This is a genomic window from Halomonas sp. H10-59 (assembly GCF_040070555.1).
Lineage (GTDB): Bacteria > Pseudomonadota > Gammaproteobacteria > Pseudomonadales > Halomonadaceae > Halomonas > Halomonas litopenaei.
Window position 1 is genome coordinate 4,136,846 of the sequence record NZ_CP098828.1, and the last position, 17,909, is coordinate 4,154,754.

12 protein-coding genes and 1 tRNA gene are annotated in these 17,909 nt (G+C 63.2%); 5 read left to right on the forward strand and 8 right to left on the reverse strand.

The window, feature by feature from the left end:
* Window positions 1-53: 53 nt before the first annotated feature.
* From murJ to rplU, 7 genes are all read right to left on the reverse strand, one after another.
* Window positions 54-1,577 carry a murein biosynthesis integral membrane protein MurJ gene (gene murJ / locus NFG57_RS17915; protein WP_348816201.1) on the reverse strand — a complete coding sequence of 508 codons (1,524 nt, stop codon included), beginning with the start codon at window positions 1,575-1,577 and terminating at the stop codon, window positions 54-56.
* A 345-nt stretch (window positions 1,578-1,922) separates the two neighbouring features.
* Complete coding sequence (gene rpsT / locus NFG57_RS17920) at window positions 1,923-2,189, reverse strand: 30S ribosomal protein S20 (protein WP_045994444.1); 267 nt, start codon at window positions 2,187-2,189, stop codon at window positions 1,923-1,925.
* Between the two features lie 344 nt (window positions 2,190-2,533).
* Window positions 2,534-3,307, reverse strand: coding sequence for an SDR family NAD(P)-dependent oxidoreductase (locus NFG57_RS17925; protein WP_108449256.1), 774 nt, complete (start codon window positions 3,305-3,307; stop codon window positions 2,534-2,536).
* 207 nt (window positions 3,308-3,514) lie between these two features.
* On the reverse strand, window positions 3,515-4,657 hold the full coding sequence (gene proB, locus NFG57_RS17930) for a glutamate 5-kinase (protein ID WP_108133521.1): 1,143 nt from the start codon (window positions 4,655-4,657) through the stop codon (window positions 3,515-3,517).
* A gap of 59 nt (window positions 4,658-4,716) precedes the next feature.
* Entirely contained in the window at window positions 4,717-5,904 is a 1,188-nt protein-coding gene (gene cgtA, locus NFG57_RS17935) for an Obg family GTPase CgtA (protein WP_108133520.1), read from the reverse strand.
* A gap of 123 nt (window positions 5,905-6,027) precedes the next feature.
* The gene (gene rpmA / locus NFG57_RS17940) at window positions 6,028-6,285 is read right to left on the reverse strand and encodes a 50S ribosomal protein L27 (protein ID WP_045994440.1); all 258 of its coding nucleotides are present in this window, start codon (window positions 6,283-6,285) and stop codon (window positions 6,028-6,030) included.
* Window positions 6,286-6,347: 62 nt separating this feature from the next.
* Window positions 6,348-6,659, reverse strand: coding sequence for a 50S ribosomal protein L21 (rplU, locus tag NFG57_RS17945; RefSeq protein WP_045994439.1), 312 nt, complete (start codon window positions 6,657-6,659; stop codon window positions 6,348-6,350).
* A gap of 287 nt (window positions 6,660-6,946) precedes the next feature.
* Here rplU and ispB point away from each other — a divergent pair, with 287 nt between their 5' ends.
* The 5 genes from ispB to NFG57_RS17970 all read left to right on the forward strand — a co-directional run bounded on the left by ispB (window position 6,947) and on the right by NFG57_RS17970 (window position 16,471).
* Window positions 6,947-7,945 carry an octaprenyl diphosphate synthase gene (gene ispB / locus NFG57_RS17950; protein WP_045994438.1) on the forward strand — a complete coding sequence of 333 codons (999 nt, stop codon included), beginning with the start codon at window positions 6,947-6,949 and terminating at the stop codon, window positions 7,943-7,945.
* 129 nt (window positions 7,946-8,074) lie between these two features.
* Window positions 8,075-8,151: transfer RNA gene (locus NFG57_RS17955), tRNA-Pro, on the forward strand.
* A gap of 278 nt (window positions 8,152-8,429) precedes the next feature.
* A complete protein-coding gene (locus NFG57_RS17960) occupies window positions 8,430-11,738 on the forward strand; it encodes a site-specific DNA-methyltransferase (protein WP_348814896.1) in 3,309 nt (1,102 codons plus the stop codon).
* Window positions 11,739-11,741: 3 nt separating this feature from the next.
* The gene (locus NFG57_RS17965; RefSeq protein ID WP_348814897.1) at window positions 11,742-13,655 is read left to right on the forward strand and encodes an ATP-binding protein; all 1,914 of its coding nucleotides are present in this window, start codon (window positions 11,742-11,744) and stop codon (window positions 13,653-13,655) included.
* A complete protein-coding gene (locus tag NFG57_RS17970) occupies window positions 13,652-16,471 on the forward strand; it encodes a DEAD/DEAH box helicase family protein (RefSeq protein ID WP_348814898.1) in 2,820 nt (939 codons plus the stop codon). Before NFG57_RS17965 ends, NFG57_RS17970 begins: the two co-directional genes overlap by 4 nt.
* Window positions 16,472-16,617: 146 nt before the next feature.
* Here NFG57_RS17970 and NFG57_RS17975 read toward each other — a convergent pair whose 3' ends face one another.
* The gene (locus NFG57_RS17975) at window positions 16,618-17,571 is read right to left on the reverse strand and encodes an IS30 family transposase (RefSeq protein ID WP_348816203.1); all 954 of its coding nucleotides are present in this window, start codon (window positions 17,569-17,571) and stop codon (window positions 16,618-16,620) included.
* Between the last annotated feature and the right edge of the window lie 338 nt (window positions 17,572-17,909).

The following is a 17,909-nucleotide window of genomic DNA, read 5'->3' on the forward strand; positions in this document are numbered from 1 at the left end:
CCACCGTCTGAAGGCGTCTGGGTGGGCAGACAGCTTTCTGACAAACCCCAGCCCTAACCCTTGAGCCGGAACTGGCGGACTCTGACTCCTGTCAGCCCCAGCCAGGCGAAGTACGCAAGCCCACCGGCCGCCACCAGCGCCGCCATCCACAGCACACGAGGCATGAGCCCCCAGCCGAGCCACTGGTGCCACTCCGGCGCCAGCAACACAAGCACCAGGCCCATGGCCACACAGCCGCCTCCGAGCTGCACGGCAAAGCGCCCCCAGCCGGACTGGAAGCGCAGCACGCCCTGCCTGCGCAGCAGCCAGGCCAGCATCCCGGCATTGAGGAAGGCCGACAGCGCGGTGGCCAGCGCCAGCCCGGCGTGGGCCAGTGGCCAGATCAGGATCAGGTTGAACACCATATTGGCGACCATCGCGATGATACCGACCTTGACCGGCGTCTTGGTGTCCTGGCGGGCAAAGAAACCCGGCGCCAGCACCTTGATCAGCATGAAGGCGACCAGGCCGAGGGCATAGGCACGCAGGCTCATTGCCGCCATCACGATATCGTTGTCGGTCATGGCGCCGTAATGGAACAGCGTGATCAACAGCGGCTCGGCCAGCAGCGCCAGCGCCAGCGCCGCTGGCAGCCCCAGCAGCAGCACCGCTCGCAGCGCCCAGTCCAGCATCTGGCTGAAGTGCTCGGTGGACGCCTCGGCGTGGCGCCGCGACAGCGCCGGCAGGATCACCGTACCGATGGCCACGCCGAACACCCCCAGTGGCAGCTCCACCAGGCGGTCGGAATAGTAGAGCCAGGACACGCTGCCCGCCGCCAGCAGCGAGGCCAGGATGGTATCCAGCAGCAGATTGATCTGCGACACCGAGACTCCGAACAACGCCGGCGCCATCAGTCGAAGGATGCGCCGCACACCCTCGTGGGCGAAGTTGGGCCAGGGCCGGGGCATCAGCCCGAGCCTCACCAGAAAGGGCACCTGAAACAGCAGTTGCGCGGCACCGGCGATCAGCACGCCCCAGGCCAGCGCCATGGCCGGCTCGCTCATCATCGGCGTCAGCACCAGCGCCGCACCGATCAGCGACAGGTTCAGCAGCACCGGGGTGAAGGCCGGTACCGCGAAGCGATTCCAGGTATTGAGCACGCTGCCGGCGAAGGCGGTCAGCGAGATCAACAGCAGATACGGGAACGTCAGCCGAAGCATGTCGGTGGTCAGCGCGAGCTTGTCGGGATCTCGCGCAAAGCCAGGAGCAAACACCCAGGTCAACCAGGGCGCGGCGACGATAGCCAGGGCGGTAATCAGCGCCAGCACCGCCGCCAGGCTACCGCACACCGCATTGAGCAGTTCGCGTATCTCTTCGCGGGTGCGGGTGGTCGAGTACTCCGACAGCACCGGCACGAAGGCCTGATTGAAGGCGCCCTCGGCGAACAGCCGACGCATGAAGTTGGGGATCTTGAAGGCCACGAAGAAGGCGTCGGCGCCCTGTCCTGCACCCAGCAGGGTGGCGATCACCACGTCGCGCACCAGCCCAAGCACCCGGGACAGCATGGTCATGCTGCTGACCACCAGCCCAGAGCGCATCAGGCCCCGACGCACGGGCGCCTTGGCGCCCCCCACCGAGGTGCCCGCTCCCTGCTCCAGGGCCTGATCAATGTCCTCATCCGAGGCCTGCCGTCGACGCTCGTCGGTCACGTCACTGATTCCTTGCTTGCGGGTTCCCTGCTCAATTCCCGGCTCGTTTGTCTAGCCTTCTTGCCACGCTGACAGTCCCCGCGCTCTGGCTCGCCATCGCCCGGAGAAGGGCGACGAAGGGGCACCGGGGCGCCGCAGGTCATCAATTGGCAGGCACAAAAAAACCGGCCGTAGCCGGTTTTTCGCGTGCGCGACACGGACGCATCCGCGTCACGCCGAAAGCGCGGGACCGGCTTACGCAGCCAGCGCCTTGATGCGCTTGTTCAGACGGCTCTTGATGCGAGCGGCCTTCTTCTTGGACAGGGTGTCCTTGTCGGCGATGCGGTCGATGACCGGCTGTGCCGCCTTGAAGGCGTCCATTGCCTGAGCGTGGTCACCGCTGTTGATCGCCTTGATCACGCGCTTGACGTAAGTGCGGACCATGCTGCGCTGGCCTGCCTTCAGGACACGACGAGATTCTGCCTGACGGGCGCGCTTACGGGCTTGCTTGCTGTTAGCCACTGACTGTCTCCTTGGAGAAAGTTGTCGTCACCGTCGCACGATGACTTGATAACGTATTGATCCAACAGGGAAATAAAAAAATCCCCGTCGGCCTGGCCATCTGGCCGACCGCCATCGCAAGCACTGTCGCGAGGCAATCGTTACGGGCCGTGTCTGAGAGGATGGCGCATCCTATCATGTCAAGGTACTGCGCGCCAGCCTTTTAGGGCCTGGCGCGCCTGGCTCACTCCACCGACCCTGTGCCCGGCCAGCGGCGGCCAGCGCAGCGGTCATCGCGCCACTTGTCCCAACGCCACGGGCGCCTCAGGTCACCGCAGACGTCGCCGCCGCCATCATCACTCGAATCACTTCAGCTTCGACTGGATCATCTGCTTGACGAAGCGCTGACGCTCCTGCAGCCGCAGCCCCTGGATCGCCTCCGCCAGATCATGAGCCTCTTCGCCCACGTGCCAGTAGAGCTGACGGCGAGTGCTGATCGCCTGGTAGGCGGCCTCCGCCACTTCCTTCGGGCCCAGAGTAATCTCCTGCTCCGTGCACACCATGGAGTCAGGATTGTTGGAGTTCATCGGTGTATTGATCAGGCCGGGTTCGATGATCCCTACATAGATGCCATCGGATTCCAGCTCGATACTCAGCGACTCGCCCAGCGACGTCACGAAGGACTTGGTCGCCCCGTACACGCTGAACATCGGCAGCCCGGTGATCGCCGACGCCGACGACGTCAGCAGGATGGCGCCTGCCTCGGACGCCATCACGTAGGGCAGCGCCTCCTTGATGATGTAGATCGTGCCCATGGCATTGATCAGGTTCATCATCTCGTACTTTTCGAGCTCGACGTCCTTGAACAGGCCACTCGCCTGAATCCCGGCATTGGAGTGGACGACATCGATCACTCCACCGCAGACGGTGGCGAACTGCTCGATGGCGTCATGCACACCAGCACGACAGGAGACATCGCACTTGTAGGCAAACAGGTTCGCCTGCCCTTGCGCCTGCAGCTCGTTCAGCGCCTTGACGTTGATATCCAGGCCACCGACCTTGAAGCCCTTCTCCAAAAACAGTTTGACGACCTCAAAGCCGACGCCGGAACCAGCACCCGTTACCAGAATAGACTTCATCGACAACGCTCCCTCTTCTCCAAAGACCGCTGAGACCACGCACCAGGGCACGCTTCAGCTTCAAGGCTCACGCAACAGGACAGATGTCGCGCATGCGCCGCCGACAGCGGCTGCTGTCGGCGGCGCATAAGAGCACGGAGAAAAGACGGGAACCATATCCCTAAAGAGAGGCGCCGGGGGCAACAAGGCGCCTGATACCGACCTGGATCAAGCCAGCACCACAAGATTGTCGCGGTGAATCAGCTCCGGCGCTTCCATATAGCCGAGTAACTCACAGATGCGCCCGCTGGGCTGGCCGAGAATCTTGCGTGCGTCCTCGGCGTTGTAGTTGACCAGCCCCTTGGCGATCCGCTCGCCCTGCTCGTCGACGCACAGCACCATATCGCCGCGCGCGAAGTCACCCGAGGAGGCCTTGACCCCCACCGGCAACAGCGACGAGCCACTGCCGCGCAGCACCCGTACCGCGCCGGCGTCCAGGGTCAGGGTGCCGCGCACCTGCAGCTGGCCGGCCAGCCAGCGCTTGCGCGCAGCGATGGGGGCCCGGTCCGGCGTCAACAGGGTGCCAAGCCGCTCGCCATCGGCCAGCCGCTCCAGTACCCGGGGCTGGCGACCGCTGGCGATCACCGTGACCGCCCCGCTGCGCGCGGCCAGGCGCGCCGCGCGCACCTTGGTGGTCATGCCACCGCGCCCCAGGGCGCCGCCGCCGCCGGCCACCGCCGCCAGACGAGCATCGTCGGCGCGCCCCTCCTCGATCAGCCGGGCGCTGGGGTCGTGGCGCGGGTCGGCGTCGAACAAGCCCTCCTGATCGGTCAGGATGACCAGCGCATCGGCCTCGAGCAGGTTGGCCACCAGGGCGCCAAGGGTATCGTTGTCGCCAAAGCGGATCTCGTCGGTGACCACGGTGTCGTTTTCGTTGATCACCGGCACCACCTTGAGGTCCACCAGCGTGCTCAGCGCCGAGCGCGCGTTGAGGTAACGCTTGCGATTGGATAGATCGTCGTGGGTCAGCAAAATCTGCGCGGTCACAAGGCCGTGACGACCGAAGTGATTCTCGTAGGTTTCGGTCAGCACGTTCTGCCCCACCGCCGCAGCGGCCTGGAGCTCTCGCACCGATGACGGGCGAGCCCGCCAGCCGAGACGCACCATGCCTGCCGCCACGGCCCCGGAAGACACCAGCACCACCTCGATGCCGCGACTCGCCAGGGCGGCGATCTGATCCACCCAGCCACCGATGGCGGGGTCATCGAGGCCACGCCCGTCGTTGGTCAACAGGGCGCTGCCAATCTTCACCACCACCCGCCGCGCGCTGGACAGGGCGTCACGCCCCGGGACCCGCTCTCCGCTGTGCATCCTTTTCTCGCCCCGCTGCTCTGGCCGAACGGGGAGGCTGTCGACTCCCCTGACGACCGCTATTGAACGTATTCGACCTCGACGTCGTAGTCGTCGTCATCGAGATCGTCATCGTCGTCTTCGTCACGCTTGCGACGACGACCCAGGCGCGCCTCTGTCCTGGCCACCGCCTCATCTTCCATGCGCCGGCGCATCTCCTGCTCGCGCTCCATGGCCTCTTCATCCTCGTTCTCGAGGGTGCGCTGCTCGGTCAGCCAGCGATGGGCCGCCTGCACCAGTGCCTCGGTGCCGACGTTGGAGATCGCCGAGATACGAAAGACCGGGCCTTCCCAGCCGAGTCGACGCACGATCTCGTCGGCGGCAGCCTCGCGCTCGTCCTCGGGCAGCAGGTCGAGCTTGTTGAGCACCAGCCAGCGCGGGCGCTCGGCCAGGGTCGGCGAGAACTCGCCCAACTCATGGATGATCGCCTCGGCGGCTTCCACCGGATCGGACTCATCGAACGGCGCCACATCCACTACGTGGAACAGCAGGCGGGTACGCGTCAGGTGCTTGAGAAAGCGCAGCCCCAGGCCGGCACCGTCGGAGGCACCCTCGATCAGCCCCGGCACGTCGGCCATGACGAAGTGCTCGTGCATGCCGAGCTTCACCACTCCCAGGTTCGGCACCAGGGTGGTGAAGGGGTAGTTGGCCACCTTGGGCTTGGCCGCCGACACCGAGCGGATCAGCGTCGACTTGCCGGCGTTGGGCAGCCCCAGCAGACCGACATCGGCCATCACCTTCATCTCCAGGCGCAGGTTGCGCCGCTCACCCTCGGTGCCCGGCGTGGTACGCCGTGGTGCCCGATTGGTGGAGGACTTGAAGTGAATGTTGCCGAGCCCACGGCGGCCGCCCTGGGCCACCTGCACCACCTGGCCGATCTCGGTCACGTCGGCGATCACCTCGAGGGTATCCTCGTCGATCACCGTGGTACCCACGGGCACCTTGACGTGGAGATCCTCGCCGGCGCGGCCGCTCATCTGGCGACCCTGGCCGGGCTGGCCGTTCTGCGCCTTGTAGAAGCGCTGATACTTGAAATCGATCAGCGTATTGAGGGCATCGTCACCAATCAGGTAGACGCTGCCACCATGGCCGCCATCGCCGCCATCCGGGCCGCCCTTGGGCACGTACTTCTCGCGCCGGAAGCTCAGGCAACCGTTACCTCCGTTGCCTGCCTCCACGATGATCGAGGCTTCGTCGACGAACTGCATCTATCACTCTCCTGGCGGATGCTTTCCACCATGATACAAGAAGGCCCCGCGCTTGGCGGGGCCTTCCGGGACCTGTCGGCAAGCGAGTCACGCTCGCCGGCGGCCCATGGCGTTCGGGCGGTCTCAGGCAGAGACGACGCTGACGAACTTACGGTTCTTCGGACCCTTGGTCTCGAACTTGACCACGCCTTCGTCCAGAGCGAACAGGGTGTGGTCCTTGCCGATGCCAACACCGGTGCCGGCGTGGAAACGGGTGCCACGCTGACGCACGATGATGTTACCCGGGGTCACGGCCTGGCCGCCGAACAGCTTGACGCCAAGGCGTTTGCTTTCACTGTCGCGACCGTTACGTGTGGAGCCGGCTGCCTTCTTATGAGCCATTGCAAAGTCCTCGCTCGTTGAGGGAATAGTCCGCTACGCATTCGCCCGAGGGCGAGGCGTATTTAGGCAGAAATTCCGGTGATTTTAACTTCGGTAAACCACTGACGGTGGCCCTGACGCTTCATGCTGTGCTTGCGGCGACGGAACTTGATGATAGTCACCTTCTCGCCACGGCCGTGGGCGACGATTTCGGCGCTGACCTTGGCACCCTCGACCAGCGGGGCACCAACGGTGACGTCGTCATCGTTGCCGACCAGCAGAACCTCGTCGAACTCGACGGTATCGCCGGTGGGGATTTCCAGTTTCTCGAGCTTGAGAGTCTGGCCTTCCTGAACGCGGTACTGCTTGCCACCGCTTTTGATCACTGCGTACATGCTGTTTCTCCAGAAACTCATCGGGGTTGGCTCTTGATCGACCTGCTTCGAGTGGCGCCCCTTTTGGCAGCCATCTGACAGGGAGCATGGATGAGTGGGCCGCGTATTATAGCGACACCCTCGCGTGGGCACAACCCGACAACCAGCGTCAAGTGGCGAGACCGGAAAAAACCCCGCGCGAGGCCGCCGCCGGGCGCTAATCGTCTTGACGCCCCCATGGGCGGCCCATAGCATGACCGGCAACCCAAGGCCCACGGCCTCCCTCACCTCCAGTCGAAGCCGCCTTCATGTCAGTCAACGCCACCCCGTCACCATCAGCAGCTCCTTCGCCGATTCACGCGGTGGTCGCCGACGACTTCGCCGCCGTCAACCAGACCATCCTCGACCAGCTCGCCTCGCGCATCCCGCTGGTGGAGACCATCGGCCAGTACATCATCGAAAGCGGCGGCAAGCGTCTGCGCCCCCTGCTGGTGCTGCTGGCGGCACGCGCGCTGGAGTATCAGGGCGATCGTCACATCACCCTGGCGACGCTGATCGAGTTCATGCACACCTCGACGCTGTTGCATGACGACGTGGTCGACGAGTCGCACATGCGTCGCGGCAAGGCCACCGCCAATGATGCCTGGGGCAACGCGCCCTCGGTGCTGGTCGGCGACTTTCTGTATTCGCGCTCGTTTCAGATGATGGTCGAGGTCGGCTCCATGCGCATCATGGAGGTGCTGTCCGCCGCCACCTGCACCATCGCCGAGGGCGAGGTTCAGCAGCTGACCAATGTGGGCAATCCCGACACCGACGAGGCCGCCTACTTCGACACCATCCTCGGCAAGACCGCGATGCTGTTCGAGGCCGCCTCCCACAGCGGCGCCATCCTGGCCGGCGCCGACGAGCGCCAGGAACAGGCGCTGGCGCTGTACGGACGCTACCTGGGTCTGGCGTTCCAGCTGGTCGACGACCTGCTCGACTACGAGGGCGACGCCAAGGCCATGGGCAAGAACGTCGGCGACGACCTCGCCGAAGGCAAGCCCACCCTGCCGCTGATCCAGGCCATGGCCGCCGGCACCCCCGACCAGACCCGCCTGGTGCGTCGCGCCATCCGCAAGGGCGGACTCGACCACCTCGACGAGGTGCTGGCCATCGTCAAGTCCACCGGCGCACTGGACTACACCCGCCAGAAGGCCGAAGAGATGGCCGCCAAGGCCCTGGCCGAACTCGACCATCTGCCGCCCTCGCCCTACCGCGACAGCATGGCCGAGCTGGCCCGCCTGGCGGTGGAACGCAAGACCTGAAAATCACCGGGCAAGTGCCCTCAAGTGACGGGGAAGCTGGAAAAAAGTGGCTGACTCGGGCTCGCGAGGGTTGCATCATCCACAAGGATCCGTATACTACGCATCCGTTGAGGGACACACCTCAAACATCGGAGTATAGCTCAGCTTGGTAGAGCGCTGCCTTCGGGAGGCAGAGGTCGTAGGTTCGAATCCTGCTACTCCGACCAAGAATTTAGTAGAATCAGGCTCTTGCGAACATTCACGCAAGAGCCTTTTTCGTTTCTGAAGCCCCAATCTCTTCCAGGTGTCAATCAGGTGTCAGTACGCGCACCGGAAGGGATACAGGATCTCAAAGGACTCGGACGGAAAGCCGTAGCTGTCGTAGATCAGCGCAGAGCTGGCGCCCAGGGTGATGGTCAGTAGCGCTTCTGCCCATTTACCATGATGGCCTGTATCATCAGCCCCCTAAGTGCAGTCATCGCCGCCAGAACGACAGGGACGCCCCATGAGCCATATCGACGCCCAGCTACGTGAGCTGATCCTTTCCCTCGTGCCCGACAACGGCAGCACCATCGGTAACGCCAGGCTGCTCGCGCTGCTCAGCGGAGAGGCAGCCGAGGTCGAGAAGGCCGACTATGAGCGAGTGCGCGACGGGCTGATCGAGGAAGGTGTACTGGGCAAGGGGCGCGGCCGGGGCGGTTCCGTGTATCGCCTGTCACCCCAATCGGATGACCCCAGGGATGCACCGGCACCAGACTCGGATACCCCAGACCTCACCCTGCAGATCCAGGAGGTCCCCGCCGAGTTGCCGTTTCACCAGCAGCAGGTCAAGCCACGCAAGGCCGCTCGGTCCCGGTCAGGCCAGAAGAAGCCCGAACACTCCCAGGTGCTGTCCTACCGCTACGAAGACAAGCGCAAGAACAACCCCCACGTCGGCATGGTCGATACCGCCAGCGACGGGGTGGAGGAGACCGCCACCTGGGCCTATGACCCGCACCTGGACCCGGAGTTGCAGTTCGATGCCTCCGCCAATCGGGCCGAGGTCGAGGCGCTGATCGATGATGCCCTCGCCTCCGGTGACCAGGAGCAGATGAAGGCAGCGCTCGAGGAGCTCAAGCGCCGTCAATCCCCCTACCTGCAGTGGACCGGCAAGGCCGAGCGCACCAGTTTCGAGGTGGATACCGTCTCCCTGCACGTTCACGAGCGCATCGACCCTGCCACCATCCTCGGCGAGGTGCAGAAGCGCATGAAGGCGGGCAAGAAAAGCGGCAGCGCCTTCCAGCCCGACATGTTCCATGCCCCTTTCGAGAATCTGCCGCTGCGCGAGGCCATCGACTTCTACAAGCACGAGCGCGACTGGGCCAATCGCCTGATCGCCGGCGACTCATTGCTGGTGATGAACTCCATGCTGCACAAGGAAGGCATGGCCGGGCAGGTGCAGATGATCTATATCGACCCGCCCTACGGCATCAAGTACGGCTCCAACTTTCAGCCGTTCACGAACAAGCGCGACGTCAAGGATCGCAAGGACGAGGACCTGACCCAGGAACCGGAGATGATCAAGGCGTTCCGTGATACCTGGGAGCTGGGCATCCACTCCTACCTCACCTACCTGCGTGACAGGCTGCTGCTGGCAAGAGAGCTGCTCAGTGATAGTGGGTCGGTCTTTGTGCAGATTTCGGATGAGAATTTGCACCATATTTGTGAGATTTGTGATGAGGTTTTTGGTGCCAGCAACTCGATCGGAATTATTACTTTCAAAAAGACTACTGGCGCCGGGAGCCCTAGTGGAGGGACCGATGTGCTGGCTCGTGTATCAGATTATTTGGTTTGGTATGGCAAGGACGTAAATAAGACAAAGTATAATCAGCTCTATCGAGAAAAAGTGCTGGATGGCGCCGGCGCCTCTGGCTACTCGATGGTTCAAGACAAGAGTGGTTCTAGAAGAAGAATTAGGAGTGCTGAGGCTCCTGTTGAAGGTGTTTTTACCCCAGACAACTTGACTTCACAGAGCTCTGGTGGCCCCCAGGTTTTTCCTTGGCCTTTCATGGGGCAGGGCTTTACCCCGCAGAAGTCGGGATGGAAAACGACACAGTCAGGGATGCGAAGGCTTGAGTATTCCATGCGCTTATACGGTGCAGGTAACACGCTGCGCTATGTCCGTTTCCTTGGAGATTTTGCCGCCTTTCCAATCAATCGGCTTTGGGATGATACAACCACCGCTGGCTTTGGCGACCCAAAGAACTACGTAGTTCAGACAAACAGCAAGGTCATCGAACGTTGCCTACTGATGACCACCGATCCCGGCGATCTGGTACTGGATCCCACCTGCGGCTCCGGCACCACCGCCTATGTCGCCGAGAAGTGGGGCCGTCGCTGGGTCACCTGCGATACCTCCCGGGTGGCCGTGACCCTGGCCAAGCAGCGGCTGATGACCGCCAGTTACGACTACTACGAGCTGAAGTATCCCCAGGAGGGGCTGGGCGGCGGCTTTATCTACAAGACGGTGCCGCATATCACCTTGAAGTCGATCGCCAACAACCCGGAGATCGATGAAATCTACGAGAAGAAGCATCCGGCAATCCTGCACTGCCTGGAGCGGCTAAACGTGGCCTTGCAGAAGGATCCCCCTTCCCGCCCCTTCGTCGTGATGGAAGGAGCCCGCAAGGGGCAGCAAATCGACTTCGTCAAGGATGCCGGCAAGACCCAGACACTGCCTTCGGGGGAAGAAGTGCCGGTCAATGCCCTGCTGGAGTGGGAGGTGCCTTTTGACTATCCCGAGCACTGGAACCAGGAGGCGCTGGACGCTCTGGCCGGGTTCCACTCCTGCCGTCAGGCCATGCAGCAACACATGGATCAAAGCATCGCCAACCATGCCGGGCAGGAGGTGCTCTACGACCAGCCGGAGGTGAGTCGCGACAAGCTGCGTATCACCGGCCCCTTCACCGTCGAAGCGGTGCCCTTCGCCACCGTGCTGGGCCTGGACGAGGCCGAGCAACCCAAGGAGGCCGACGTTGCCGTGGCACGCTCCGGGGCTACTTCTCGCCATGCCCAGTGGCGCGAAGAGCTGCTCAAGGCCGGTATCCGTGGCAAGGGAGGGCAGCACCTCAAGCTGATGGACCTCGAGACCCTGCCCGGGGCCAAGTACCTGCATGCCGTGGGTACCGTGGCGGAAACCGGCGAGCGAGTCGCCGTCAGCTTCGGCCCCGAGTACGCCGCCCTGGAGCAGCGCCAGGTCGAGATCGCCAAGAACGAGGCGAGCGATCTCTTCCCGGTACCCAAGCTGCTGGTGTTCTGTGCCTTCACCTTCGACCCGGAGGCCGCCAAGGATATCGACAGCATCAAGGGCATCCAGGCCCTCAAGGTGCAGATGAACACCGATCTGCTCACCGAGGACCTCAAGAAGAACGCCCGCAGCAACGAGTCCTTCTGGCTGATGGGCCAGCCGGACGTCGAGGTGCACGCGCTGAAGGATGGCAAGCTGCAGGTCGAGGTGCACGGCTTCGACTACTTCGATACCAAGAGCGGCGAGCTCAAGTCGGGTGGCAAGCGCGATATCGCCGTGTGGGAGCTGGATACCGACTATGACGACCGCTCCCTCTACCCGCGCCAGGTGTTCTTCCCCATGGCCGGCAAGAAGGATGGCTGGTACAAGCTCAAGAAGGATATTCGTGCCGAGCTCAACGAGGAGCTGCTGGGCGAGTACCACGGCACCCGGTCGCTGCCCTTCGAGCCCGGTGACAACCGCTGCATCGCGGTAAAGATCGTCGATAACCGCGGCATCGAATCGCTGAAAGTCGTTCGACTGGACTGACCCATGACACAGCACACCAGCCTCTTCGAGGTGCTGGCTCGCCATGAGGGGGTCGATACCGAATACAAGGCGGCCCGGGGCGGGCTGCCCAAGAGCCTGTGGGAGACCTACAGCGCCTTCGCCAATACCGCAGGCGGGACGATCTACCTGGGGGTAAAAGAAGACGAGGACGGGCCATCCACAGCCGGCCTCTCCGAGCCGGATGTGGATAAGCTGCGCGGTGAGTTCTGGGGCACGCTCAACAACCCGCAGAAGGTCAGCGCCAATATTCTCCAGGAGCACCACGTCAGCGTCGAGACCTACCAGGGCGACGCCATTATGGTGATCGAGGTGCCCCGCGCCACACGCAGCGAGCGGCCGGTTTATATCGGCGTCGATCCCTTCAAGGGCAGCTACCGGCGCAACCACGAGGGCGACTTCCGCTGCAACGAGGCCGAGGTGCAGCGCATGTTCGCCGATCGCCTCGAACAGCAGCCGGCCGACAGCCGCATTCTCGCGCACTTCGATGTCGATGACCTCGACCCTGCCTCGCTCCAGCAGTACCGCAACCGGGTGGCCTCACGGGTGCCCGATCACCCCTGGCTGACCGAGAACGACCTCGGCCTGCTGGCCAAGCTGGGCGGCTGGCGCAAGGATCGCCGCAGCGGGGAGGAGGGGCTGACCCAGGCCGGGTTGCTGATGTTCGGCAAGACAGAGGCCATCCAGGACCCAGCAGCCCTGCCAGGCTTCCAGCTCGACTACCGCGAGCGCCTGGCCGAGGACGACGAGACCCGCTGGAGCGACCGCATCCACATCGATGGTACCTGGGTCGCCAATCTCTTCCAGTTCTACCAGCGCATCGCCCAGAAGCTCGGCTACGACCCTGCGCTCAAGGTTCCCTTCCGGTCGGATCGACGCGCCCAGAGCGATGCTCACGAGGCGCTCAAGGAAGCGCTGGTCAACGCGCTGATCCATGCCGACCATTCAGGCCAAGGGGGAATCATCGGCGAACGCTTCAAGGATCGCTTTGAATTCTCCAACCCCGGCACCCTGCTGCTCTCCCAGGAGCAGTTGATGACGGGTGGCGTCAGCGAGTGTCGCAACAAGTCGCTGCAGTTGATGTTCCAGCTGCTCGGCGTGGGCGACAAGGCAGGCTCCGGCCTCGACAAGATACGGCGCAGCTGGCATGCCCACCTCTGGCAGCCGCCCAGCCTGAAGGAAACTCTGCGCCCTGATCGCGTCATCCTTACCCTGCCGCTGATCAGCGTGATGCCCGAGGACGTGATGGCACGCCTGCAGCAACGCTTCGGCCAGGCCTTCGAGGCACTTTCCCCCGACGAGGCGCAGACGTTGGTCATCGCCGCCCTGGAGCAGCAGGTCACCAACCGTCGCTTGCAGGAGATGCTAACGCTGCATCGGGTCGATATCACCCAGATGCTCAGCGGCCTGGTGGAGCAGGGTATGCTGGTGCCCCATGGTCGCAGCAGGGGGGCCTACTACACCCTGCCGGCGTCGCTCGCCGCCCCCACCGACCTCAAGGCGGAGAGCCGCGCCCCACTCTCCGACACTATGTTCCCTCATAGCGAGCCGAACTCCCCCCACAAGGGCGCTACCTTCCCGCATAGCGAAGAGAGCTCCCCCCACAGCGGCGCAGATGCCCACGCGCCGAGCTGGGCTGCGTTGCTGCGCATCGCAGCCCCGGTCGCTGCCGGCAGGCGCACACCGCCCGAGACGATGCAGGCGACGCTGCTCAAGCTCTGCCAAGGCCGCTTCCTCACGCTGCGTCAGCTTTCCGAGCTGCTCCAGCGTTCGCCCAAGAACATCGGTGAGCGGCATGTGGCCCCGCTGGTGAAGGCAGGCAAGCTCGAACTGCGCTACCCCAATGTCCCAAACCACCGGCAGCAGGGCTATCGCACGGTAGAAGGAGTTACCGAATGACACCCCAATCACTGATCATCAACTCGCCCTACGATGCCCCCACGGCCTACTGGGAGCGCGACGACAAGCAGATGACCTTGAAGCAGGGCAGGCGCCCCGCGGCCTACGAGATCTTCGATACCCGCAACAACACCCAGCGCACCGAGCCCCTGGAGCAGGTCAACCGCATCCGTCAGCGCGTGGACGAGTGGCGGGCGGATGGCTACCCCGGAGTGACCAGCGTTACCCGTCAGTTGCTTGAGCACTGGCACGCCAGGGGCGACTGGGATCCGGATGCCTGTCGCTGGGAGGGTGGCCCGCGCCAGTACCCGTTCTACTTCTGCCAGCTCGAGGCCATCGAGACGCTGATCTGGTGGCTGGAAGCCCAGGAGTCCTACCGCCAAGGCATCTTCCTCAGCGGGGATGGCGGCCCCTGGGAGCGCATCTGCAACAAGATGGCCACGGGCTCCGGCAAGACCTCGGTGATGTCGCTGATCATCACCTGGCAGACCCTCAACGCCATCCACTACCCCAAGGACCGTCGCTTCTCCAAGGCGGTGCTGATCGTCACCCCTGGGCTCACGGTGAAGAGCCGCCTGCAGGTCTTGAAACCAGGCCTCCCTCAGAACGTGTACGACGAATTCGACCTCTGCCCCAATGACGCAATGCGGCAGCAGCTCAACCGGGTCGAAATCGTCATCGAGAACTGGCACAGCCTGATGCCGCTGAAGGAGCAGGCTCGTTCGGTGGTCAAGAAGGGCAATGAGAGCGACGAGGCCTTCACCCGTCGCGTGCTGGGGTCGCTGGCCAACGAGCGTGACCTCATCGTGATCAACGACGAGGCCCACCACGCCTATCGCCAGCAGGCCGAATCCAAGGTCAGCAAGAAACAGGCCGAGGAGCTGGGCATCGACCTGGAGGAGGCCACCCGTTGGATCGAGGGGCTGGATCGCATCCACAAGACCCGACGCATCCGTCGCTGCTTCGACCTGTCCGCCACCCCCTTCGCCCCCACCGGCAAGAGCAACACCGAGTCAGGCCTGTTCGCGTGGATCGTCTCCGACTTCGGCCTCAACGATGCCATCGAGGCGGGGCTGGTGAAGACCCCGCGGGTGGTGGTACGCGACGACGCCCTGGCCAACGCCAAGACCTACGCCAGCAAGCTCTACCACCTCTACCGTGAGGATGAGGTGAAGGAGGACCTCAATCGCAAGGCCGAACCCACCGCCCCCCTGCCCGACCTGGTGCAGAAGGCCTACGCCTTGCTGGCCTACGACTGGAAGGAAACTCGAAACCAGTGGGAAGCGGTCGGCCACACCATTCCCCCGGTGATGCTTACCGTCTGCAACCGCACCGAGACCGCCGCGCGCATCGAGCACTTCTTCAACGGCGGCGACTGCCTGATCCAGGATACCCAAGCCCCTGATGCTACCCTACGGGTCGACTCCAAGGTGCTCGAGAAGGCCGAGCAAGGCGAAACCACCAGCAGCAAGGACAAGCAGTACGCCGCCCGGCTGGAGGCCTTGATCAAGGCCGCCAAGCTCCCCGCCGACAAGGAGGCCGACCTTCAGGCCATGAAGCAGGAGGAGCAGCTGCGCGCCCTGGTCGATACCGTCGGCAAGCGTGGTCAGCCGGGCCAATACCTGCAGAACGTCATCTCGGTGGCTATGCTCTCCGAGGGCTGGGACGCCGCCAACGTCACCCACATCATGGGGTTGCGCGCCTTCACCAGTCAGCTATTGTGCGAGCAGGTGATCGGCCGGGGGCTGCGTCGTGTGTCCCACGACATGGACGCCGACCGCAAGTTTTTGCCCGAATACGTCAACGTCTTCGGCGTGCCCCTTTCCATCTTCCAGGACGCCAGCCAAGGCGGCGAGGCGCCACCACCACCCAAGCCCAGCGTGCGCATCGAAGTGGAGCCAGGACGCAATCACCTGGACATCCGCTGGCCCAACGTCGATCGCATCGACAATGTGCTCAAGCCGGAGCTGGTGATCGACTGGCAGAACGTACCCACGCTGACGCTCGATCCCGCTCAGACCCCGCTCAACGCGGATATCGCCCCCTCGCTGACCGGCTCACCCAACCTGGCCATGGTTACCGAGATCGACCTCGAGCGAGCGGTGGAGGAGTTCCGGCTGCAGAACCTGATCTTCCGCGCGGCCCGCAAGCTCTACCTGCAGAATCAGGCCACCTTCGAGGGCGACAAGCAGTACCTTGCGGTGCAGCTGATCCGTCTGGTCGAACAGTTCCTGGCCAGTGACAAGCTGGATATCCCCAGCCTCTGGCACCAGGACCCGGTGCGTCGCCGGCTACTGTTTGCCCTCAACATGGATACCGTCGTGGGACACGTCAGCCGCAACGTCACCGAGCAGAACGTGGAACGCCAGGAGCTGATCTTCGAGGAACACCAGCCCATCGGTTCCACTGCTTACATGCGTCCCTGGCTCACCACCAAGCCTTGCGCCCCGACCGAGCGCTCCCAGATCAGCCACGTCGTCTACGACAGCGCCTGGGAGAAGATGGTCGCCGATGTCTGCGAGGACCACTCCAGCATCACTGCCTGGGCCAAGAACGACCACCTCGACTTCAAGGTGCGCTATCTGTGGCGCGGCTCCTCGCGCAACTTCGTGCCGGACTACCTGATTCGACTCGCCAACGGCAAGACCCTGGTGCTCGAGGTGAAGGGACAGGACAGCCAGCAGAACGCCGAGAAGCGTGCCGCCATGGAGACCTGGGTAAAGGCCGTCAACGCGCAGGGCGGCTTCGGTCAGTGGGCCTTTGACACCGTGTTCGAGCCATCCCAAACGAGAGACGTCATAGAGCGGTACCTGTGAAAAAAGAGCCGTACAAGCTGGCCTACACCAGTTTGTACGGCTCGAGCGCCGAAGGCGGTCTGCTTGCCAGCAGGAGCAGACAGCACTCCATTCTGTAAAGCCTGAATTCAAGCAACAAGCGCAGCACCTGCGGTATTCAGGGCTCCTCAATATTCCCCCAGGAAAACCTGTGCCGGTGTGCGATAGCCGAGACGCTTTCGGGGGCGGTCATTCAGCTTCTCGACCACCTTGCGCAGCTTGGCATCGGTGACCTGTCGAAAGTCTGTTCCCTTGGGGAAGTACTGTCGTATCAGGCCATTGGTGTTCTCATTGGTCCCACGCTGCCCGGAGCAGTAGGGATCGCAGAAGTAAGTCGCTGCCGTTACCGCCTTGGCCACGGTCTCGTGATCCGCAAATTCCGAGCCGTTGTCCAGGGTGATGGTCTGGACAGCACCGCGGCGAGGTTTTAGCAGCCGAATCATGGCCTTTTGCGTCAGCTCCGCCGAAAGCTTGGGCAACCGTGCCGCCAGCAGATAGCCGCTACGGCGGTCGACCAGCGTGACCAGGCCCGACTGCTTGTGCCCCTGGACCACGGTGTCGCCCTCCCAGTGGCCAATGAAGCGCCGTTCATCGATCTCAGCCGCGCGATGCTCGATGCCCACGCGGTTGGGAGTCTTGCCAAGTCCTGCGCTCTTGGCTTGAGCCCGGTACTTGCTGCGCCGCTTGGGCTGGCGGAGATGCTTCCAGAGATCGCCACCGCGGGCCTTGTCATCCCAGATCAAGGAGTAGATCCACTGATGACTGACGCCGACACCAGACAAGGGCGCCATGAAACCGCTGATTTGCTCTGGGCTCCATTCCTCTCGCAGCCGGTCGACGACAGCGGCAATCATGCTGGGCAAGCGCTTTGTCCTTTTCCAGGCAGTGCGTCGCCGATGATCACTGCAGGATTGCGCCTGCTCAGGATCGTAACCGCTGTCGGTGGCGTTTCGACGCAGCTCCCGGCTGACCGTGCTGTTGTCGATGCCAAGCTCTCTGGCTATCTGGCGTCGGCTCACGCCCAGGTCATAACGGGCATAGATCTGGGATCGTTGGGTCTGGGTCAGCTGTCGGTATCCCATGCTCTGCTTCACTTTGGACGGTGAGCCGAGAAGGGTACCGGCGCTGCCCGTCCTGCCTCTACCTCGTGGGCCAAAGTGCCGCGCTTATTCTATGAATCCAGGGCTTTCCGAAAGGCGTCTGGTTATTCGTACAGTAACCTTACCCATACCTACCCCGAAAACCAGGTGTCAGTTAGGTGTCAGCAGACACGATTTCGAGGTATATGCACGCCTTATGACTCTATATAACATATTGTTTTTAAAGAGAATTAGCATAGCTCAGCTTGGTAGAGCGCTGCCTTCGGGAGGCAGAGGTCGTAGGTTCGAATCCTGCTACTCCGACCAAGAATTTAGTAAAG